Origin of the sequence: Synechococcus sp. PH41509, from assembly GCF_020514285.1 — a bacterium.
In the GTDB taxonomy this organism is placed as follows: Bacteria; Cyanobacteriota; Cyanobacteriia; order PCC-6307; family Cyanobiaceae; genus Parasynechococcus.
The window spans coordinates 1-16,735 of sequence record NZ_VTLD01000026.1 but is presented as its reverse complement, the minus strand read 5'-3'; the positions used below and the strand labels follow the sequence as shown (position 1 = coordinate 16,735).

Sequence of the window (16,735 nt, the reverse complement as noted above, 5' to 3'; positions counted from 1 at the left end):
TGGAGCGTCTCGAATTGAACTGGGGCGCTTTCTTTTTGGCACGGATCGTCTGATCCAGCTATCAAGCCTTTAGGACCTTCAGAGTCATGGCCTCTTACAACATCAGCATCGAGGGTGGAACAAGCTTTTCGTGCCCTGATGACGTCTATATCCTCGATGCGGCTGAAGAAGCCGGTGTCGATCTGCCCTATTCCTGCCGTGCCGGAGCCTGTTCCACCTGCGCCGGACGCCTGGTGAGTGGCTCGGTTGATCAGACCGATCAGAGTTTTCTGGATGATGACCAGATCGGCCAAGGGTTTGCCTTGCTTTGTGTAAGCTATCCCACCGCTGATTGTGTGATCAAGGCCAACGCCGAAGAGCATCTGTCTTGATCAAGGCTTGCGGGTGATCACCGGACGGCGCCGTTTCGGATAGAGCTCACGGCACATCGAGCAGACGGTTCCGTCGCAGCCCCGTGCCGTGCAGAACTCACGGCCCCAGAAGATGATCTGAAGGTGCAGGCGATTCCAGTGCTGCTTTGGAAATAGGCGTTTGAGATCCTGTTCCGTACGCGCAACGTTGCTTCCGTCGCTTAAGCCCCATCGCTGGGCCAGCCGGTGTATGTGGGTGTCGACGGGGAAAGCAGGAACGCCAAAGGCTTGGGCCATCACCACACTTGCTGTCTTGTGTCCCACGCCAGGTAATGCCTCAAGCTCCTCAAAACTCTGGGGGACATCGCCGTCATAGGCCGTGACCAGAATCTGCGCGAGGCGACGCACATTTTTGGCCTTGGTTTTGGCCAGACCGAGCTGACGGATGAAACCAAGGATCTGTTCCTCTTTAAGTGCCGCCATGGCTGCGGGGCTGGGGCCCGCGGCAAATAGCGCCGGTGTGACCTCATTCACTTTCTTGTCGGTGCACTGTGCACTCAGCAGCACAGCAATCAGCAGCGTGAAGGGATCGCTGTGATACAGGGGAATCGGTGTTTCCGGGTATTGCTCGTTGAGGCGTTGCAAGATCACCTCCACTCGCTCGGGCCTGCGCAAGGGTTCACCGTGGGTTCTGTGATCCTGGCGCGTTTCCTGCCGGCACCGTTCCTTTTGGCGATTGCATCGCTTCGTTGCAGCGTTTTACGGCCACTGCACCAGTTGCTTTAGGACCGGCCAATGCGATTCTTGAGCAAGCCAAGTCAGTCGTCGTTGAAGCTGTTCGACCTGAAGCGTTCGGCGGTGGTGTTGCTGGTCATGGTGAGCGTTCTGCTTGCGTCCTGTCGCAACCGAGACAAGGAGCGCGCAACCGATTCGCGGCCCCAGGTGCTCACCACCTTCACGGTGCTGGCCGATCTCGCCCGGAATGTGTCTGGTGATCGGTTGCAGGTGGCCTCAATCGTCAAGCCTGGCGCTGAAATTCACGGCTACCAACCCACCCCCAGTGACATCGAGCGAGCCAGCAAGGCCGATCTGATTGTGGAGAACGGACTCGGTCTGGAGTTGTGGGCTCGGCGCTTTACGGCCGCAGCAGGGGATGTGCCCACGATCACACTCTCGGATGGCATGGATCCTCTGCTCATTGCAGAAGATGCCTATGCGGGGAAACCCAATCCCCATGCCTGGATGTCACCCCAGCGCGCCATGCTCTATGTGGATCATCTGGAGCGGGCTTTTACGCAACTCGATCCAGCTGGTGCCGAGGTCTACGCCGCCAATGCAGCGGCCTACAAGGCCAAGCTTCAGGCTCTTGATGACGAATTGCGGACGGCGATTGCTGCGCTTCCGTCACAGCAACGTTTGCTGGTGAGTTGCGAAGGCGCCTTTACTTATCTGGCCGCTGACTACGGGCTTGAGGAGGCGTATCTCTGGCCGGTGAATGCTGAAAGCCAGATCACCCCAAAACGCATGGCACGGTTGATCAACACCGTGCGAGAACGACAGGTTCCAACCATCTTTTGTGAAAGCACCGTGAGCGATAAAGCCCAACGGGAAGTGGCTGCTGCTGCAGGTGCCCGATTCGGCGGCACCTTCTATGTGGATTCACTCTCATCCCCGGACGGGCCCGCGCCCACTTTGTTGGACCTGCAACGGCACAATGTGGGTCTGATTCGCAAGGGCCTGGACCTGTCCGAGAGCAACCGCTGATGCGTATCGAGGCCGACCAGCTGTGTGTTGACTACAACGGCACTGTTGCCCTGTACGACGCCAGCCTGCATCTCCCCGCGGGTTGCATCTGTGGTCTGGTGGGGATGAATGGTGCGGGGAAATCGACGTTCTTCAAAGCTCTGACTGGGTTTGTGCGTCCCTCGCGTGGCCGGATTCGGATCAACGGCAGCAGTGTCGCTGACGCTCAGCGCCATCAATCGGTGGCTTACGTCCCCCAGAGTGAGGGTGTGGATGCCCAGTTCCCAGTGTCGGTTTGGGACGTGGTGATGATGGGCCGTTACGGCTCGATGAATCTGCTGCGGATTCCCCGCAGCTCGGATCGCGTGGCCGTACGGGATGCCCTGACTCGGGTCGATCTGCTCGATCTGGCTGAGCGTCCGCTCGGCACCCTTTCGGGTGGACAGCGCAAGCGCACGTTTCTGGCGCGGGCGATCGCCCAGCGGGCGGATGTGCTGCTGCTGGACGAGCCATTCAATGGGGTTGATGTTCGAACCGAGCAGCTGATGGCTCAGCTGTTTCTTCAGTTCCGGGATGAAGGCCGCACGATTTTGATCTCCACCCATGACCTGGGCCACGTCCGTGATTTTTGCGACCTGGTCGTTTTGATTAATAAGACCGTCCTCGCCTATGGGGAAACCTCGGAAGTGTTCACTCCTGAGAACCTCGCCTTGACCTTCGGGGGAGTGCCGCCGGATCTGCTCACCGGAAACAGCTCCCCCGAAGAGACGTTCTGATTGAAGACCTCGCGGTTTAGTCGCTGGTGAGCACTTTCAGAGAGCAGTGTCGGGCATGACCTCGATGAGTGCCTGCTCCAGGTCCTCCATGAACAGCTGCATGGACTCACGTCGGTTCCTGAGGTACCCGTTCAGTCTTGGCCTGACCGGTAAGGCTCGCCCAAGACGCAGTTCCACGCGCTGTGGTCCGAGGCTCGGCTGCCCTTTCCAAGGCTTGTCTTCGATCCAGCCAATCGCCTCCTCCACCAGAAGCAACATTTCAGCAAAGCGGTCAAAGTCGGAGCGATCGCTGATGTAGTGACCACTCACGCTGGTGAAATGCTCCACCAGTCGCATGCGTGTGAGTTGGAGATCGGCTTCCCGAGCCTCCCAGTCCGCCACACTTCGCTCAAGGGGCGGCAGCTGATCAACCCCTTCCCTGTAGATCCGATCCCATGCGGCCTGCTCGATCCGTCGGCAACGCTCCTGCAGATTGCCAACGGCACGCAAGGCGAAATGGGCTTCGGCTTTGGCCAGGCCATGCAGGCGATAGGCCCCAATTCGTTCGCTGAAAGACTTTTCTGGATCTGGCTTCAGCCGCTCAAGTTGCTCAAGGGCTTTGAGCAGATTCATCCCGATCTCGATGAGCCGTTCTCGTCGGTTTATCTCGAGATTCCCTGGGCTGACGGCGGCGGTGGGAATGCCCAGATGGCGTTCCAGGGCATTCAACCGCGCATCGAGGGCCCCCCAGTTGTGCTTCCTCCAGCTGTACTGAATCCCCACAGGCAACACCTCCAGTTGCCTTGCGTCGCCTGCTTTCTCCAGATCCTCAGCAGCCCAGAAGGCCAGTTGGGCGACCCCCGGTTCCAAGGGCGCCATCTCGCCTGACAGGTTGTTCGTCGCCCCTTCCGGCGCCACCACCAGGGGGTAGCGCCCCTGGGCGAGAGCTGCGCGGGCCTGGGACAGGGCCGGGCGGTCCAACCGGCCGCGATGGATCGCGATGCCGCCACTGCGTTGCAGCAGCCAACCGATCACGGGGCCAGCCCAGATCGGAATGCCGCGGTCGTAGAGGAACCGCAGCTGAATGGGGCGTGCCAACGGCAACTTGAGCCGCCGTGCTGCTTCTGGAACACGGTTCCAGAACAGGTCTGCCAGAACAACCGGATCACGGGTGCTGGGGTGGCGAAAGGCAATCAGCAGATTGCTTGCTCCCGACTGCTGAGCCGCAAAGGCCCGCGCAAGGCCGTTCGCCGCATTGCCGTTGCGGATCTCCAGCCCCTGACCGCGGAAGAGCAGGGGCAGCAGGCGGCTGACCACGGCCTGAACGATCCGGCTGGCGCGGGTGGGCAGCCGGCGCAAAGCAGGACGGGCGTTCTGGGTGGAGGCGCGGGGCATCGAACCGGCTGCAGCGCGCCCATACTGATCCGATGGACCTCTTGCTGGAACCCCTTAGTCACGCCTTCATGGTCAAGGCGCTAATGATCAGTGCCCTGGTTGGGGGTGTTTGTGGGCTGCTGTCCTGCTTCATGACTCTGAAGGGATGGGCGCTGATGGGCGATGCCGTCTCCCATGCCGTCCTTCCTGGCGTTGTGGTCGCCTACGCCCTTGGCCTTCCCTTTTCACTGGGGGCGTTCGTCTTCGGTGTCGGATCTGTTGCTGCCATCGGCTTTGTCAAGCAAAAGTCGCGGGTGAAGGAAGACACCGTCATCGGCCTTGTCTTCACCGGTTTCTTCGCCCTGGGTCTGGTGCTCATTTCGAAGACCCGCAGCAATATCGATCTCACCCACATCCTGTTCGGCAATGTTTTGGGCATCTCGGCGGGGGATGTGCGCCAGACCCTTGTGATTTCCGCCCTAGTTCTGGCGTTTTTGCTGCTGTTCCGGCGGGATCTCATGCTCTTCTGCTTTGACCCCACCCATGCCCGATCCATCGGGATCAACACCGGACTCCTTCACTACATGCTGCTGGGGCTTCTTTCCCTGGCCGCTGTCGCTGGTCTGCAGACCGTTGGGATCATCTTGGTGGTGGCCATGCTCGTGACCCCAGGTGCCACGGCTTACTTGCTCACCGATCGCTTTGATCGGATGACGTTGCTGGCGGTGAGCAGCAGCATTCTTTCCAGTGTTCTGGGGGTGTTCATCAGTTACTGGACCGATAGTTCCACCGCCGGTTGCATCGTTCTGGTGCAGACCGCCCAGTTCATTCTTGCCTTCCTTCTGGCCCCTGGACAGGGGGTGCTCCGGCGCCTCTGATCTGTTGATCAGTGGTCGTCGTCGTCCCAGTCGTAGATGTCGTTGAACCGCTGGACGCCGGCTTCACGGAAGTGAAACTCCTTGGTGGCAGGACCCTCCCTGGAGGTCGCTCCCGTGGAACCAGCCTGGTCCCACGGCTCGCGGTAATCCTGATCGTCCTGCATCGTGCGGGACGATTCAGGAGGCTTCGGCGTCATCCCATTTGGCTTTGCCATCCAGAAGTTCGATCAGCTCCTGCAGCCTTCCCATGGTGACGCGCACATCTGCACCGTCGGGAAGGACACCATCAGCCACCACGTTGTAGTGGTCACGGCACTGGTTGCGCAGCTCCTGAAGGCGTTTTTTGGTGATGGTCTTTTTCTGTTCTGCCGTTGCCATGGCGGGTACAGATACTGCTACTTATGCCTAGCAGAGCAGGGTGCTGTTGTTGGGGCTATCCGGGAAGGACCTGGCGAAACCCATTGGCTTCGACCACGCTGAGCGGGGTCTTGAACAGCTCACTGAGCTCGTTCGGCCGCAGCATTTCACGGGGACTTCCGTCGCCCACGATGGTTCCCCGTGCAAGAAACAGCACGCGCTGCATCTCTGGAACGATGGTGTCCACCCGGTGGGTGACTTGAACCACGGTGGTTCCCCCTTGGATCAAGCCCTGAAGAATCGCCAGCAATTGATGACAGGCCTGTAGATCGAGGGCGCGGCTGGGTTCATCCAGCACAAGCACCTCCGGTTGGTGGACCAGTGCTCGAGCGATCAGAAGGCGGCGGCGCTGACCGTCCGACAGTTCTCCGTAACAGCGTTCACGGATGCCATTGAGCTGCAATTGATCGAGCAGATCTCGCGCTTGCTGCCATTGCGCAGGGTTTGGTCGCTGATCACGGCCGAGCCGCGTGGCACCTAAGAAACTGCTCACCACTACTTCATCAACAGCTGTCTTGGGATGAAGCCGCTGCTCCATCTCGCTGGACACCACGCCAAGCCGGCTGCGCAGCGACCAGAGGTTCACCGTTTCACTGCCGAACAGACGCAGATGGGAGTCGGGTCGAACGATCGGGTAGAGGCTGCGCTCAATCAGTTTCACCAGACTGCTCTTGCCCGCACCATTGGGGCCCAGCACAGTTGTCGATTGCCGCAGCGTCAGTTGCAGATTGAGGTCGTGCAAGACCGGGCGACCGCCAAGCCAGGCCTCGATATTGCGGAGATCGAGCCAGGTTTCAGTGGTCATGGCCCTCCTGAAGCAGCCGTTCGATCACGATCGATAAGCGTGGAGCGACGGGCCGCAGCTCCTGCTGCCGCTCACTCCAAATGGATTCACTAAGCAGTTCGCTTAGGGAGACCAGCTTCATCTCCTGACCTTCCTTCAATTGCAGCTTGTTCAACGGCACGCTGAGGGGGCCGCGGAACACATGGGCCACCCGGTTGCCGCTGTCATCGCTAAACCATGGCTCGAGCGCCACGCTGGGTGACCAGTGGATCTCCTCTTGAAGTTCCCGATGCACGGCGTCGATGGCTGTTTCGCCCGGCTCGAGGTGTCCGCCAAACAGCCCCCAGTGACCTGGATAGATGATCGTGTCGATGTCGTCACGCAGCTGGAGCAGCCATCGGCCCTCCCGCTGCAGCATGGCCAGGGCGACGGCGGGCTTCATGGGGAGTCCTGCTTGATGCGCGACCACTGAGCCAGTCCCCCACCCCGGCCACGAGCCGTCAATGTTCCCTGCTCTTCGTTCAGCTCGATCAGCGCAAAGAAGGGCAGACGTTGCGGTGGCTGTGGCGGCAGGCTTCGCCGATGCAGCACCAGACCAGAGCAGGAGAGCTCCAACGACGCAAAGCTAAACACCAGTAGTGGCCTTGAACCTTTCAGATTGGCACTACCACTGAACTGCAACTTAAAACCGGCCAAACAAACCTGATTGATGATCGTCAGCTCTTGATCGCAGCGTTTAAGAATCAGGCTGGCCTGCAGCCAACGCAGCAGTGTTGCGGTGCCAGGAGCCGGCGCATCGCCGCTGCGACTCCAGGTCTGCTGCAACATCCAGCAGCCTGGTAATGCCTCGATCTGAATGCCGCTACCTCCATGGCGAATCTGGCGCTCCCGGGCCAGGAGGGCTGCGGAAGGCTTATCAGGCACGGCTGAGATCATGGGGCTCTGCAACCTCCCCATCTTTTCGGAGTCGACCCATGGAGCGCGACAAGCGCCGGACACCTCCCCTAACGGACCTGCTTCTGCGGGGTCTACGCATCGGCTCCAGCACCATCGCCCTTGTCGAACTGCTCCGCAGCGATTGGATTGGAGGTGGTCTTGCCAGTCTGGCCTGGCTGGTCTTCGTTCAGGTGGAGCGGCGACGTGCCCCCCTCAAGCCTCCGTCCTGAGGATCGAATCAATGCAGTTCGGATGTTGACGGATGTAAGCGTTGAACTCCATGGCCAGCAGGCGCGCCTCAAAAGCGTCGGTGGCGTAGAAGCACGATTCCAGCTTTTCTCCGTTGGATGTCTTGTGGCGCACTGTGTAAGCAGCCCGTCCCTGAGCAATGCTGGCCATGGATGAATCGATCAACGGCTTCAAGCTGGCACTCCTGCTATGTGGAATTCCATAACCATTCGTTCATGTTTGCGTTTCAACGCTTCGTAAAGCTGTTTGAAGCATTTGCCCGTTGTTCCGATCCCTCTGTCCTCATGGTTTTGCCCATGGCCTCTTCCTCTCTGGCGTTCAGGCTCGCTCTGGCGTCTCTGCTGTCCTTGGGGACCGTTCCGGCCCTGGCCGATTGGCGACCTGTGGAGGAACCGGCGGTCTGGCAGTCGCGTCGGAGCCGCCTGCTGCCCGGTAGCGATTGGATCTTCATGGAAGCACTGGAGACCCCATCTCTCAAAGCGGCTGAATACATCCGCTCTCCCCAAGCCGTGGACGGTGCTGTCGAGGTGGAGGCGGGGTTGTTGATCCAGCGTGGAGGACAAGACCGGTGGACCCACCGAGTTCTGCCGATGCGTGCCAACTGCGCCAGCGGTCAGCTTGAGCAACGCGATTCCGACGGTGCGTGGAATGTCTACCCCGGTCGCGACGGAACCGTGGTTAAGGTCCGCTGGATTTGCGCATTGCGATGAGTCGGCCTGCTTTTCGTTATGAGAAACCTGAGCGCTTCGGCGAGTCGCTGACCACAGCACGTCCCTGGAACCGTTCCGCTCTGACCGATGTGGAACGCCTTAACGGCCGTGTGGCCATGCTTGGTTTCGCTGCTGCGGTGGTGCTTGAAAAGCTGACCGGATTGGGAATCTCAGGTCAGCTCGGTGCTGCTTTGCGTTGGTACCTCCAGTTGGGTTGATCGATGGCGGTTGTTTCTGTTCTTGAGGACTCCCAACGGTTCAAGTTGGATTCCTCGGATGACGCGATCTTCTACAGCGAGCCCCGCTTTGTTCATCATCTGGATGCCGGTTTTCGGGCTCGACTGACGACCCTTTATCGCGAGCGCATTCCCCCCTGCGCCCAGGTGTTGGATCTGATGAGCAGTTGGGTGAGCCATCTCCCGGAGGATGTCAGTTACGACAAGGTCATTGGCCATGGCCTCAATGGAGATGAACTGAACGCCAATCCCCGTTTGGATCAGCACTGGGTTCAGAACCTGAACCAGGAACAGACCCTTCCGGTGGAGGCTGATTCGATCGATGCCACCCTCATCGTTGCCGGTTGGCAGTATCTGCAGCAGCCGGAGCCGATCGCTGCTGAGCTGATGAGGATCACCCGCCCCCGTGGTCAGGTGATCGTCGCGTTTTCCAATCGGATGTTCTTCACTAAGGCTCCACAGGTTTGGACCGATGGTGATGACGGCGATCACCTGCGTTACATCGCTGATGTGCTGATGGCACAGGGCTGGCCCCAGCCGGAAATAATTGCCGAAGACACCCGAGCCGAAGGTGTGATGGGTTTGTTCGGTGGCAAGGGTGATCCCTTTTTCGCTGTCGTGGCTCAGAAACCTCTCTACTAATCCCTTCACTTTTCTCGGAATTGAGTGATGGACTTTGGCCTGAATTGCGGCAGCTTGAGGCGAGAACCGCAATCACCATGAGCTTCACCCTTCCGGGTCTTCTCCCCTGGCGGTTCAGGATCGTGTTGATCGGTCAGCAGATTGTTCTTGAGGCTTCTGCAGAGGGTCAACAACTGAGCACGTTTCTTGAACCTGGTGGAAGCCGAATCCGGTGTGGATACGACCTCATCGATGCCCCGCAATGTGCGTTGATCAAGTGATCAGCACGATCTGATCTTGTCCGGCACGTCTTGCCTCTCCCAGCCTGTTGTCATCCTCGGTGGTTTTCTGATTACCGATGAGGCGTATCGCCCCCTCGCTGATTGGATTCATCAAGCCACCGGCGCTCCAGTGCGCATCGTCCCTGCATCCAGATTGGATTGGTTGGCAACGAGCTGGGGGTTCGGCTGGTGTCGCCTGCTGGACCGTGTCGATTTCTGTGTGCGCGAGCTTCAGTGCCAGTCTCCGACCGAGCGCGTCACCTTGATCGGTCACAGTTCCGGTGGGGTGATGTTGCGGCCGTATTTGGTTAATCAGACCTTTCTGGGACGCTGCTTCAACGGCGCAACCCGGTGCAACCGCCTGATCACCCTGGGCAGTCCCCATCAGGCTATGCGCGCCACACCGCTACGGGCGCGTGTGGATCGTGCGTTTCCCGGTTGCCCTGAAGCTGATCATGTGGATTACGTGGCTGTTGCGGGTCGGCTTGATCCTCTGGGATCAAATGCATCAACCTTTTCAACCCGCACATCTGCCCGTAGCTATCGCCAGATCATGGGCGACCCGGATTTGGAGGGCGATGGCCTGGTTCCGGTTCAATCGGCTCTGCTGCGGGATGCCCGTTGGATCGAGCTTTCCGATACGGCCCATGGAGGCTTGTTCGGTCAGAGTTGGTATGGCTCTACGGATCGAATCGACCATTGGTGGTCGCAGCTGGGTGATTGAGCTCCCCGCGGCCTTTTCGAGGCGTCACGCGATCAGGCATTGTGGCGTGCTTCGGGGATCAAGTTGTGCAGGCATCGAAAGGCTTTGGGGGACAGGCCAGCACCTCCAAGCGCAAATCAAGCAAGAAGCGCAAGCCAGGAACGTCGAACCACCTACGTGACCAATGCCCAATGGGGCGCGATCCCGGTCTCGAAGCCATTCAGGCCCGACAGTGCCTTGCCTTGCCATTGACCGGTCGCTTGACCCTTTCACAGGTGAAGCGGGCCCACAAACTGCTGGCCGTTCAACACCACCCAGACAAAGGGGGGGATCCCGCGCTGATGACGCGGTTCAATACAGCCCGCGATGTGTTGCTTGAGCCAGAGATGGAGCTGCTTGCTGCCTGAGGCCGGTCAGTGGCTACTGCTTCGGCCGAGAACCAACCAGGTGATCAGCATGAGACCACTCAGGCTGATCACGGTGTAGATCCAATCGGCGTATGGCGTCCAGAACAGTCCCGCAACAGGGGTTGTCATCTGTCCCAGACCAGCAGGAGCACGACAAACAACGCACCGAAGACGAGGAAGGGGGTGAGCAGAGTCAGCAGAGACTGTGTTTCGATCGTTCAAGCTGCAGCAAGCGGATCATCCGGCCGTCTGTTTTGATCTGTCAAATCTCCGTCATTCACTGAGATTCAGGCCAGAGCTCGAGGTCAACCAACGTTCAACGGGATGGAGAAGTGGGATGAACAATCGTCAGCGTCAACTTCTGGTTGTTTTCCTGGCTTCGATGGGTTTTGGTTTGTTGGGTGGCTTGGCTTACAGCGTCACGTCCCAAATGATCAGGCCGGGCAAGATTGATCTGGATCGTGCGTCGCCTGATCCAAACAGCAGTCCCACGATGAAGGGGCCTCCGTTGCCTTTGCAAAACAGAGGTCCCACTGGATCCGACTGTGTCGTTCCTCCCGGCGGTGGTCCGCCTGTCACGAAGGACTTCCAGCCCTGTTGATCCCATCCTCGGGGCAGCATCTCTGCGCAATCTTCAAAAGAAAAAAACAAAAAAGTACTTCAGGGATACTCGGAATTGTTTCAGTTGTTGTCTCCGATACCGAAATCAATGCTGCTTGCAGAGAATGTTGCCCTCTGTTGTTAACCATGCATGAACAGCGACCAGCGACTCAGCTACTTGCACCTGATGAATAAAGCCGCTGAATCTGAAGACAGGCAGAGCTACTTCTACTATCTCAAGCTTGCTGAGGAAACGCTGCAGCGCCAAGATCCTGAAGCTCTCTGGAAGCCTGCAGGCTGATTCATCGAATGATGTTGGCCTTGAAAAACCCGAATCCGAGGCCAAATGATGATGACTTATCGCGATGCAGTGTGACCGCGACATCGAAATCCAGCAGATCGGATTGTTCGATGTCCTCACGTTTCAGGTCATGAGTGTTGTCGGCTTCGAATCGATCGATGATTGAATCGCGATTGGTCTCCAGAAAATCCACGACCTGCTTCAGCACATGGTCGCGCCAAGCCTCGCTCGCTTCGTTGCTGACTCGCTCAGACATGGGGGTTTTGAACCTGTCTACAGATTGAACCCAAGCCCGACGTTGACGCGAGTGCCTGGGTGATAAGGATGAATTGGCGCAATCAACGGTGCTGGTGAAACGATGATGCGCTGGGGTACAGGCGCATAGACGGGGGCATAGGTGCGGTAGTAGGAGCGGTAGTTGTTTTCGATGGCTCTCTTGTAGCCCCTCCTGTATCCCTTGTTGTAAGCCTTCTGCTTCTTATGTGAGCGGTGATGGTGGTGGTGATCGCCATGGGCCTGAGTTGCGGGACCCATGCCAATTGCTGCGACGGCAACAAGAAGTGCAGCAGTGCCGAGACGTTGGGTGAGCGACATGGCCGATCGATTAACTGAGGCGACCGTATCTCCGCTGGATTGCCCAACCTTGTCAGCTTCTCAGTCAAATGTGACTGAATGCTCCTTCTCTCTCAGGTGTGCTTATTGCGTATCCGTAGGTTGTTCAAGAACAAAACGCAAAGCCCACAGTCCGGCATAGGAGCCGGTCAGCACGAGGAGGATCAGGATCAGCACTTCACATCCTCACTGGGGCGTCTTGTTTTAGCTGAACTTCCTTTGTTCTGTGAATCCAGCCGTCACGCCACTAGGCGATCCACGTCCATAACGCTTCAAAACGCCGAATCAGGGCTCATTCTTGTTGTCGTTTAGATGGATTATTGGTTCATATCTTCCAGTACCCGTACCAGTCGGGATGTTGTTGGGCTTCTTCGATATCTGGATCAGCTGTCAGTTTCAAATGCCACTGACCATTGCCTTGAATCGGCAGGAGATCATCCAGTGCACTGTCCATCTGAACACTGTGAAGATCATCCTTGTGCACCTGTTCCTGCCCTATCAGCCAACGCTGGCGTGCCCGCGCTTTTGCTGATGCGGATGAATGAGCCACGATCACTCCGAAAGAGTGCTGTTCCGCCATGGACGTGGGGTCATAGGCCCCAAGGTTGATGAACCACAGCCGCTGCGGTTCATCAACCTTGGATGAATCCTGAGCCTGCTCAACAACCTCTACGTGGTGTCCATCGGCGTGGTCGATGCAGCGATAGCTGTCGATGTGCAAGCCACGGCGGAGACCTATCCATTCCTGACGCAGGGTCGGCAGCGTGGCGTCGATGGTTTCACCCACGACCCAGCGCACATCGTGCTGCTCGATATGGCACCCCTTGCAACGTCCCCCCAAGACCACCAGGAACAGTTTCTTTCCAGTGCTCATCACTTTGCTGTTGATGTTTTGTCTGTGTGGGCGACGACGGCGCGGCAGTGGGCGATGAACTCCTCGGCAGTCATCCCCCCCTTGGCCTCTTTGGTCTGGAGGCTCAGGATCACAAAATGGGGAATGGTGTCGTTGTCGCCTGGGCAGACTGTCGGACACCGGCTGCCATCGAGATGTCCACCGTCTAAGGGCAGTCCGTCGTAGGGATCCCTTCCGTCACAACGATGAAAGGCTGCATGGATGGCATCAATAGCCTCCTTCACCTGATAGGTCGCTCCACGTTTCTTGGCGCGCTTGGTGATTGCCACCGCTGTGCGGTTCAGCAGCCGCTTGTAGGTGTCTGAATCGATGGCCAGCCAGGTGGGTGGCGCAACAGTCATCGGATTGCTCCTCATGCCAGCCCTCAGCCCGGCCTCCACGACGCATTGAAGGCACCACTGCCTTCGCAATTACCTTGGCCCATCACTGATCCCTTTGTGGATACGACGACACCAGATCCAATATGAATTAGGCATTCCTGCGCACTGAGAACAATTTGAACTTGAGCTGATGATCCATTTGTGGTGGGCATCACTGCCCACCCTTGAGATGACGCAATGTTCGTGGGTTTCCTCACCCGCATCATCCTTGTCCAGGGTTTTTTCTTAAGTCCTGAGCATCAACTCATTCAGATCAATAGCTTTAGTGAAATCTGCTACGAAGCCTTGGCTTTTGACTCTGGAGATAAGACAGACAGGTTCATTGCAGCAGCCAAGTCACGTGCTGAAGCTGCGCTGAATGAGCCTGCACCAAAACTGACGGCCTTAGAGAAAGGCATGCTTGAGTCCATTCGACGTGGAGGTAGGCCCGTAAGGCACCGCTGATCTCAGCGCATCAGGAGCCAAACGGCCAAACCTCCTAAACGAAACCCTTTGAAGAACTGCGCCCAGGTCAGGCCGTAGGTGTCGAGTGAGAAGGTTCTCATCATCAGGTTCAGAACCTCTTTGTGCTTCCGGATCAGAGGCGAGCTGTTTGCAGTGTTCAGCTGCGGAACTTGCTTAAGTTTGATCTCCCCGAGCTTTTGCACCTTTGGTGACCCAGTTTTGAGGCGGACTTTAGGGACCTCATTTCGTTCTCACTGCCTTACCCCAGGGATCCAATGTGAGCACGCGTGCACTGGTCATGGGATGTGGAGCTAGCCACGCCATCTCCACATTCGGAGGAATAGCCCCAGAAGGCAATGAGCACGACAGCTGATTGCCTGATGCCCCACGAATGACGAGAGTGTGTGCATCGAGATCGGAGGAGCCCATGACGGCCGACACTCCACCTGAGCAAATCGCAGAAGCAGCCTGACTTTCTGGCCCCTGCTCCAACTTTTCAACCCAAACGTGAGCGCCTCGTCTGTGACGACACTGATGTGCGTCTGATCAGTCGACACTCCTCTGCACCGTCCGTCTAGGTGCCCTGTAGGAGTCCCGCTTCACACCTGGTCCAAATGGCCCCAGGGTTGCCACAAGCCAGACGCTTCGACCTTCTTCTTTCAGTTCACTGTTCTTCGATAAAGCATTTCGCTTCACGGATACAGCTTCACTGATTAGGTCGACTGCAATGCATAAACGAGCGAGTTAGGCCGTCTTTCCATCGGGAAGGGCGGCCTTCCTCTTTTTGTTCGATGATGCCTTGGAGTTTTCTGCTCAGGCAGTGATGGATCAACAGATCAAAGACAAGGACTACTGGATTGACGAGATCGCTTTTCTGGAGTCGCGTTTAAACGGCAGCCAAGGCGACATCGATAGCGATGACCGTGCTGCCTGCGAGGACGCCTTGAAAGCTGCAAGAGAAAATTTGGCCTCTTTTCGTTAGATCTGCTCCCCCTAAGGGGCTTGTCCCTGAGTTGTCCCTGGAATTTTGTGCAACTGGGTATGTTTATGAGCAACTCGCGGAAATGCGGAGGCTCGATTTAGTTCGACTCCTATGCGATTAGGGGGCTGCCGTGACGAACGATCGAGGTCACTTCGTTAGTGGTCGCGTCAACCACCATGTAGGTACACATCAGCGCCTTCGACTTTGTGCGGGCACACAGGTAAGCCTTGAATTCTGTTTGGAAGTAGAGCTCCTTGACCCAACGGTCGGGAGCTTCTTGCTTGATGACGTTGTACACGGCTATTGCCTGGACCCTTGCTCTAGCAATGCCTTTGATGCATCAGTCCAATCCAAGGAATTTCTGCTGTTTAAGCACCAACACTTATCCAACGAGTCGGTCATCCTCAGCCAGGATCGCTCTCCCTTTTGAAATCCCCCGCACATCGCCTGAAGGTCAGGGCTTTCGTAAACCACTCGATAGAGCTTGAAAGTATCCAGCGATTTAGCTCGGGCGTTTGTGAACGCTTTGAACTCAGATTCGAAGCACTGCTCCTTAAACCATATGTCGGGACCATCGCTTCGTTCAACTCAGAACATCTTCTGAACCTCTGAGGCACACAGTTTGGTGAAGGCAGATCTGCTTGCTTGCTATCTCCAAATGAGGTTCGGGATTATGTCTTCAGCTGGCGACTAGTGAAAAATGGTTCCAGTCAGCTTCTGTTGTCCAGCTCGTCGATGGCACATGATGCTCATGGGCCGAACATTCGTGTGAACCCTTACGAAATCATTGTTCAGCTGTAAGACCGCAGTCATCCTTGCGGGGATGAAGCTGGCGACATTGCTGTCGTACTTGGCCTGACCCTTGCAGGGCTTCTTCCCCAGTGGTTTCCGCACAGGGGTAAGCCTGCATCAGGCGCCCAGCTAATTTCCTTCTGCCATGTAGGAGATATGGAAGTCTCTGGCGCTGGGGCTGTTCAAACAAAACGTGATAGACCTTTAGCCGTCGTCCTCCTTAGATCTCGGATCGTTCTCTTTGTATCTCGGGAGGTCGGTGGGCTGTGCCAGCACGTAGACGACCGCTGCAGAGATCACTACGGTGACCACGATGAGAGCAGTGATGGCTGCGGAATAGTCAGTCACGCTTCGACCTCTGCCTTCTCATCAGCTTTGTTATGAGCTTCTAAGGAAGTTGCTTCAACTGATTTGTCGCGAGGGCAGCCATTAGCGTTGGAGACATTGGCAAAAGCAGCAATAACCATGATCGCGATGATCATGGCGCCTCCAAAAAAGGCCACATTTGGATGACGATTCACGTGGGGCTGACCTGTGAGTTTGCGGACCCTACTGGTTATCCAGTATTTGATGCTCAAGCCTCAGGCAGAAACACACCTTCATCGGAGAAGCGAACAGCCCAAAGCTGTTCGTTAGTCACTTCACCGTTCTCATCGAGAAGTTCTGGATGTGTGGTTTTGAGACCTGTTCGGTCATTCGACGCGCTGGCTTGAGAGGCAGACGTCGGGCGCATCATCCGAAAAGCTTGCAGAAGCAGACACGTCAAGAGAGCTGCGTAAGCGAGTGGGAAAAGACCTGCGAACACTGTTTTCTCGTCAAGATGTAATGAAACGTTAACCACTGCCATCGCTGGCTGCGGCCCCTCATTCATCCAGCTTCGGCCTCTGTTTCCTCTTATGCCTCGGCACTAAGGAAGCTCTTTTGTTGAGGTGATTCATGTCAATTACCAGGGGATGCATTCCTCTTCTGCTCATTGTTGAGTCCTCCGATGCAGATCTCGCTTTGTGGTCTTTCGGCCCCTCCTCGTGAAACGAATCTTTCACTCATATGAGAAGCCTGATACCTCTGCATGGGGATAGTCAGGTGATGAAGTAAGGATGGCCTCTTGTTGTTGAGGTCGGAACCTTGGGTCTGTAGACCCAACAAAAAGCCCCCACCTTGCGGCGAGGGCTTTCCGATTCAGTTGATCTGAATCGTTTGGTCTGTTCCAGAAGGAACAGGTTGATTCCAGATCAACCGATGGCAGGAGCCTGCAGAGCCACAGGAG

31 protein-coding genes are annotated in these 16,735 nt (G+C 57.1%); 14 read left to right on the top strand and 17 right to left on the bottom strand.

What is annotated here, in order from left to right:
* Positions 1-86 precede the first annotated feature (86 nt).
* Positions 87-371 carry a 2Fe-2S iron-sulfur cluster-binding protein gene (locus tag FZZ88_RS09765; RefSeq protein WP_115021907.1) on the top strand — a complete coding sequence of 95 codons (285 nt, stop codon included), beginning with the start codon at positions 87-89 and terminating at the stop codon, positions 369-371.
* On the opposite strand, the gene nth is transcribed toward FZZ88_RS09765, so the two are convergent.
* Positions 372-1,025: an endonuclease III gene (nth, locus tag FZZ88_RS09760; RefSeq protein WP_166016996.1), complete on the bottom strand. Its 654-nt coding sequence runs from the start codon at positions 1,023-1,025 to the stop codon at positions 372-374. It abuts the gene before it with no gap.
* A gap of 198 nt (positions 1,026-1,223) precedes the next feature.
* Between nth and FZZ88_RS09755 the strand changes: the two genes are divergently transcribed.
* Both FZZ88_RS09755 and FZZ88_RS09750 read left to right on the top strand, forming a co-directional pair.
* Positions 1,224-2,114 (top strand): metal ABC transporter substrate-binding protein, encoded by an 891-nt coding sequence (locus FZZ88_RS09755; protein ID WP_226423691.1) that lies wholly within the window; start codon positions 1,224-1,226, stop codon positions 2,112-2,114.
* On the top strand, positions 2,114-2,869 hold the full coding sequence (locus FZZ88_RS09750) for a metal ABC transporter ATP-binding protein (protein WP_115094097.1): 756 nt from the start codon (positions 2,114-2,116) through the stop codon (positions 2,867-2,869). The genes FZZ88_RS09755 and FZZ88_RS09750 overlap by 1 nt, the downstream gene beginning before the upstream one ends.
* A gap of 36 nt (positions 2,870-2,905) precedes the next feature.
* On the opposite strand, the gene FZZ88_RS09745 is transcribed toward FZZ88_RS09750, so the two are convergent.
* On the bottom strand, positions 2,906-4,243 hold the full coding sequence (locus FZZ88_RS09745; protein ID WP_166016994.1) for a 1-acyl-sn-glycerol-3-phosphate acyltransferase: 1,338 nt from the start codon (positions 4,241-4,243) through the stop codon (positions 2,906-2,908).
* A gap of 32 nt (positions 4,244-4,275) precedes the next feature.
* Here FZZ88_RS09745 and FZZ88_RS09740 point away from each other — a divergent pair, with 32 nt between their 5' ends.
* Positions 4,276-5,100: a metal ABC transporter permease gene (locus FZZ88_RS09740; protein WP_166016993.1), complete on the top strand. Its 825-nt coding sequence runs from the start codon at positions 4,276-4,278 to the stop codon at positions 5,098-5,100.
* A gap of 8 nt (positions 5,101-5,108) precedes the next feature.
* On the opposite strand, the gene FZZ88_RS09735 is transcribed toward FZZ88_RS09740, so the two are convergent.
* Genes FZZ88_RS09735 through FZZ88_RS09715 form a run of 5 tightly spaced genes read right to left on the bottom strand, consistent with a single transcriptional unit; the run spans position 5,109 to position 7,225 of the window.
* Positions 5,109-5,297: a hypothetical protein gene (locus tag FZZ88_RS09735; RefSeq protein ID WP_226426153.1), complete on the bottom strand. Its 189-nt coding sequence runs from the start codon at positions 5,295-5,297 to the stop codon at positions 5,109-5,111.
* Complete coding sequence (locus FZZ88_RS09730) at positions 5,278-5,478, bottom strand: hypothetical protein (protein ID WP_115021918.1); 201 nt, start codon at positions 5,476-5,478, stop codon at positions 5,278-5,280. The genes FZZ88_RS09735 and FZZ88_RS09730 overlap by 20 nt, the downstream gene beginning before the upstream one ends.
* A gap of 55 nt (positions 5,479-5,533) precedes the next feature.
* Complete coding sequence (locus FZZ88_RS09725; RefSeq protein WP_166016991.1) at positions 5,534-6,322, bottom strand: ABC transporter ATP-binding protein; 789 nt, start codon at positions 6,320-6,322, stop codon at positions 5,534-5,536.
* The gene (locus tag FZZ88_RS09720; protein ID WP_166016990.1) at positions 6,312-6,743 is read right to left on the bottom strand and encodes an NUDIX hydrolase; all 432 of its coding nucleotides are present in this window, start codon (positions 6,741-6,743) and stop codon (positions 6,312-6,314) included. The genes FZZ88_RS09725 and FZZ88_RS09720 overlap by 11 nt, the downstream gene beginning before the upstream one ends.
* Positions 6,740-7,225 carry a hypothetical protein gene (locus FZZ88_RS09715; protein ID WP_226423663.1) on the bottom strand — a complete coding sequence of 162 codons (486 nt, stop codon included), beginning with the start codon at positions 7,223-7,225 and terminating at the stop codon, positions 6,740-6,742. Before FZZ88_RS09715 ends, FZZ88_RS09720 begins: the two co-directional genes overlap by 4 nt.
* A gap of 50 nt (positions 7,226-7,275) precedes the next feature.
* On the opposite strand from FZZ88_RS09715, the gene FZZ88_RS09710 reads away from it, so the two are divergent.
* Positions 7,276-7,467 carry a hypothetical protein gene (locus FZZ88_RS09710; RefSeq protein ID WP_166016988.1) on the top strand — a complete coding sequence of 64 codons (192 nt, stop codon included), beginning with the start codon at positions 7,276-7,278 and terminating at the stop codon, positions 7,465-7,467.
* On the opposite strand, the gene FZZ88_RS09705 is transcribed toward FZZ88_RS09710, so the two are convergent.
* The gene (locus tag FZZ88_RS09705) at positions 7,451-7,636 is read right to left on the bottom strand and encodes a hypothetical protein (RefSeq protein WP_114989374.1); all 186 of its coding nucleotides are present in this window, start codon (positions 7,634-7,636) and stop codon (positions 7,451-7,453) included. The two genes, FZZ88_RS09710 and FZZ88_RS09705, sit on opposite strands and share 17 nt — an antisense overlap.
* Before the next feature lie 146 nt (positions 7,637-7,782).
* Here FZZ88_RS09705 and FZZ88_RS09700 point away from each other — a divergent pair, with 146 nt between their 5' ends.
* The 6 genes from FZZ88_RS09700 (at position 7,783) to FZZ88_RS12270 (ending at position 10,444) form a co-directional block, all read left to right on the top strand.
* Entirely contained in the window at positions 7,783-8,196 is a 414-nt protein-coding gene (locus FZZ88_RS09700; RefSeq protein ID WP_166016987.1) for a hypothetical protein, read from the top strand.
* Positions 8,193-8,414: a chlorophyll a/b-binding protein gene (locus FZZ88_RS09695; protein ID WP_166016986.1), complete on the top strand. Its 222-nt coding sequence runs from the start codon at positions 8,193-8,195 to the stop codon at positions 8,412-8,414. Before FZZ88_RS09700 ends, FZZ88_RS09695 begins: the two co-directional genes overlap by 4 nt.
* Positions 8,415-8,417: 3 nt before the next feature.
* Positions 8,418-9,074 (top strand): methyltransferase domain-containing protein, encoded by a 657-nt coding sequence (locus FZZ88_RS09690; protein ID WP_166016985.1) that lies wholly within the window; start codon positions 8,418-8,420, stop codon positions 9,072-9,074.
* A 77-nt stretch (positions 9,075-9,151) separates the two neighbouring features.
* Positions 9,152-9,334, top strand: a complete 183-nt coding sequence (locus tag FZZ88_RS09685; RefSeq protein ID WP_115022111.1) for a hypothetical protein — start codon at positions 9,152-9,154, stop codon at positions 9,332-9,334.
* 16 nt (positions 9,335-9,350) lie between these two features.
* Entirely contained in the window at positions 9,351-10,058 is a 708-nt protein-coding gene (locus tag FZZ88_RS09680; RefSeq protein WP_166016984.1) for a triacylglycerol lipase, read from the top strand.
* A gap of 170 nt (positions 10,059-10,228) precedes the next feature.
* The gene (locus tag FZZ88_RS12270) at positions 10,229-10,444 is read left to right on the top strand and encodes a hypothetical protein (RefSeq protein ID WP_370520003.1); all 216 of its coding nucleotides are present in this window, start codon (positions 10,229-10,231) and stop codon (positions 10,442-10,444) included.
* A gap of 6 nt (positions 10,445-10,450) precedes the next feature.
* Here the strand turns inward: FZZ88_RS12270 and FZZ88_RS12185 are convergent, their stop codons facing one another.
* Positions 10,451-10,573, bottom strand: coding sequence for a hypothetical protein (locus FZZ88_RS12185; protein ID WP_255453062.1), 123 nt, complete (start codon positions 10,571-10,573; stop codon positions 10,451-10,453).
* 622 nt (positions 10,574-11,195) lie between these two features.
* Here FZZ88_RS12185 and FZZ88_RS09670 point away from each other — a divergent pair.
* A complete protein-coding gene (locus FZZ88_RS09670; protein ID WP_166016982.1) occupies positions 11,196-11,345 on the top strand; it encodes a hypothetical protein in 150 nt (49 codons plus the stop codon).
* Between the two features lies 1 nt (position 11,346).
* Here the strand turns inward: FZZ88_RS09670 and FZZ88_RS09665 are convergent, their stop codons facing one another.
* The 4 genes from FZZ88_RS09665 to FZZ88_RS09650 form a co-directional block, all read right to left on the bottom strand.
* Positions 11,347-11,601, bottom strand: coding sequence for a hypothetical protein (locus FZZ88_RS09665; RefSeq protein ID WP_166016981.1), 255 nt, complete (start codon positions 11,599-11,601; stop codon positions 11,347-11,349).
* Between the two features lie 17 nt (positions 11,602-11,618).
* Positions 11,619-11,939, bottom strand: coding sequence for a hypothetical protein (locus tag FZZ88_RS09660; protein ID WP_166016980.1), 321 nt, complete (start codon positions 11,937-11,939; stop codon positions 11,619-11,621).
* A 343-nt stretch (positions 11,940-12,282) separates the two neighbouring features.
* The gene (locus tag FZZ88_RS09655; RefSeq protein ID WP_166016979.1) at positions 12,283-12,831 is read right to left on the bottom strand and encodes a DUF1543 domain-containing protein; all 549 of its coding nucleotides are present in this window, start codon (positions 12,829-12,831) and stop codon (positions 12,283-12,285) included.
* Positions 12,831-13,211, bottom strand: a complete 381-nt coding sequence (locus FZZ88_RS09650) for a hypothetical protein (protein ID WP_226423662.1) — start codon at positions 13,209-13,211, stop codon at positions 12,831-12,833. The genes FZZ88_RS09655 and FZZ88_RS09650 overlap by 1 nt, the downstream gene beginning before the upstream one ends.
* 216 nt (positions 13,212-13,427) lie before the next feature.
* Between FZZ88_RS09650 and FZZ88_RS09645 the strand changes: the two genes are divergently transcribed.
* Positions 13,428-13,694: a hypothetical protein gene (locus FZZ88_RS09645; RefSeq protein ID WP_230332870.1), complete on the top strand. Its 267-nt coding sequence runs from the start codon at positions 13,428-13,430 to the stop codon at positions 13,692-13,694.
* Between the two features lie 2 nt (positions 13,695-13,696).
* Here the strand turns inward: FZZ88_RS09645 and FZZ88_RS09640 are convergent, their stop codons facing one another.
* Complete coding sequence (locus FZZ88_RS09640) at positions 13,697-13,897, bottom strand: hypothetical protein (protein ID WP_166016977.1); 201 nt, start codon at positions 13,895-13,897, stop codon at positions 13,697-13,699.
* A 620-nt stretch (positions 13,898-14,517) separates the two neighbouring features.
* On the opposite strand from FZZ88_RS09640, the gene FZZ88_RS09635 reads away from it, so the two are divergent.
* Positions 14,518-14,676, top strand: coding sequence for a hypothetical protein (locus tag FZZ88_RS09635; protein ID WP_166016976.1), 159 nt, complete (start codon positions 14,518-14,520; stop codon positions 14,674-14,676).
* Between the two features lie 996 nt (positions 14,677-15,672).
* Here FZZ88_RS09635 and FZZ88_RS09630 read toward each other — a convergent pair.
* The 3 genes from FZZ88_RS09630 to FZZ88_RS09620 form a co-directional block, all read right to left on the bottom strand.
* Entirely contained in the window at positions 15,673-15,816 is a 144-nt protein-coding gene (locus FZZ88_RS09630; protein WP_166016975.1) for a hypothetical protein, read from the bottom strand.
* Complete coding sequence (locus FZZ88_RS09625) at positions 15,813-15,950, bottom strand: hypothetical protein (protein WP_230332869.1); 138 nt, start codon at positions 15,948-15,950, stop codon at positions 15,813-15,815. The genes FZZ88_RS09630 and FZZ88_RS09625 overlap by 4 nt, the downstream gene beginning before the upstream one ends.
* Before the next feature lie 92 nt (positions 15,951-16,042).
* Positions 16,043-16,339, bottom strand: coding sequence for a DUF2973 domain-containing protein (locus tag FZZ88_RS09620; RefSeq protein ID WP_370520002.1), 297 nt, complete (start codon positions 16,337-16,339; stop codon positions 16,043-16,045).
* Positions 16,340-16,735: the final 396 nt, after the last annotated feature.

Bases quoted from the DNA above. Each gene is read 5' to 3' on its own strand.
- FZZ88_RS09765 (WP_115021907.1), top strand. From the start codon at position 87: ATGGCCTCTTACAACATCAGCATCGAGGGTGGAACAAGCTTTTCGTGC.
- FZZ88_RS09755 (WP_226423691.1), top strand. From the start codon at position 1,224: ATGGTGAGCGTTCTGCTTGCGTCCTGTCGCAACCGAGACAAGGAGCGC.
- FZZ88_RS09750 (WP_115094097.1), top strand. From the start codon at position 2,114: ATGCGTATCGAGGCCGACCAGCTGTGTGTTGACTACAACGGCACTGTT.
- FZZ88_RS09745 (WP_166016994.1), bottom strand. From the start codon at position 4,243: ATGCCCCGCGCCTCCACCCAGAACGCCCGTCCTGCTTTGCGCCGGCTG.
- FZZ88_RS09740 (WP_166016993.1), top strand. From the start codon at position 4,276: ATGGACCTCTTGCTGGAACCCCTTAGTCACGCCTTCATGGTCAAGGCG.
- FZZ88_RS09735 (WP_226426153.1), bottom strand. From the start codon at position 5,297: ATGACGCCGAAGCCTCCTGAATCGTCCCGCACGATGCAGGACGATCAG.
- FZZ88_RS09730 (WP_115021918.1), bottom strand. From the start codon at position 5,478: ATGGCAACGGCAGAACAGAAAAAGACCATCACCAAAAAACGCCTTCAG.
- FZZ88_RS09725 (WP_166016991.1), bottom strand. From the start codon at position 6,322: ATGACCACTGAAACCTGGCTCGATCTCCGCAATATCGAGGCCTGGCTT.
- FZZ88_RS09720 (WP_166016990.1), bottom strand. From the start codon at position 6,743: ATGAAGCCCGCCGTCGCCCTGGCCATGCTGCAGCGGGAGGGCCGATGG.
- FZZ88_RS09710 (WP_166016988.1), top strand. From the start codon at position 7,276: ATGGAGCGCGACAAGCGCCGGACACCTCCCCTAACGGACCTGCTTCTG.
- FZZ88_RS09705 (WP_114989374.1), bottom strand. From the start codon at position 7,636: ATGGCCAGCATTGCTCAGGGACGGGCTGCTTACACAGTGCGCCACAAG.
- FZZ88_RS09700 (WP_166016987.1), top strand. From the start codon at position 7,783: ATGGCCTCTTCCTCTCTGGCGTTCAGGCTCGCTCTGGCGTCTCTGCTG.
- FZZ88_RS09695 (WP_166016986.1), top strand. From the start codon at position 8,193: ATGAGTCGGCCTGCTTTTCGTTATGAGAAACCTGAGCGCTTCGGCGAG.
- FZZ88_RS09690 (WP_166016985.1), top strand. From the start codon at position 8,418: ATGGCGGTTGTTTCTGTTCTTGAGGACTCCCAACGGTTCAAGTTGGAT.
- FZZ88_RS09685 (WP_115022111.1), top strand. From the start codon at position 9,152: ATGAGCTTCACCCTTCCGGGTCTTCTCCCCTGGCGGTTCAGGATCGTG.
- FZZ88_RS12270 (WP_370520003.1), top strand. From the start codon at position 10,229: ATGGGGCGCGATCCCGGTCTCGAAGCCATTCAGGCCCGACAGTGCCTT.
- FZZ88_RS12185 (WP_255453062.1), bottom strand. From the start codon at position 10,573: ATGACAACCCCTGTTGCGGGACTGTTCTGGACGCCATACGCCGATTGG.
- FZZ88_RS09670 (WP_166016982.1), top strand. From the start codon at position 11,196: ATGAACAGCGACCAGCGACTCAGCTACTTGCACCTGATGAATAAAGCC.
- FZZ88_RS09665 (WP_166016981.1), bottom strand. From the start codon at position 11,601: ATGTCTGAGCGAGTCAGCAACGAAGCGAGCGAGGCTTGGCGCGACCAT.
- FZZ88_RS09660 (WP_166016980.1), bottom strand. From the start codon at position 11,939: ATGTCGCTCACCCAACGTCTCGGCACTGCTGCACTTCTTGTTGCCGTC.
- FZZ88_RS09655 (WP_166016979.1), bottom strand. From the start codon at position 12,831: ATGAGCACTGGAAAGAAACTGTTCCTGGTGGTCTTGGGGGGACGTTGC.
- FZZ88_RS09650 (WP_226423662.1), bottom strand. From the start codon at position 13,211: ATGACTGTTGCGCCACCCACCTGGCTGGCCATCGATTCAGACACCTAC.
- FZZ88_RS09645 (WP_230332870.1), top strand. From the start codon at position 13,428: ATGTTCGTGGGTTTCCTCACCCGCATCATCCTTGTCCAGGGTTTTTTC.
- FZZ88_RS09635 (WP_166016976.1), top strand. From the start codon at position 14,518: ATGGATCAACAGATCAAAGACAAGGACTACTGGATTGACGAGATCGCT.
- FZZ88_RS09625 (WP_230332869.1), bottom strand. From the start codon at position 15,950: ATGATCATCGCGATCATGGTTATTGCTGCTTTTGCCAATGTCTCCAAC.
- FZZ88_RS09620 (WP_370520002.1), bottom strand. From the start codon at position 16,339: ATGAATGAGGGGCCGCAGCCAGCGATGGCAGTGGTTAACGTTTCATTA.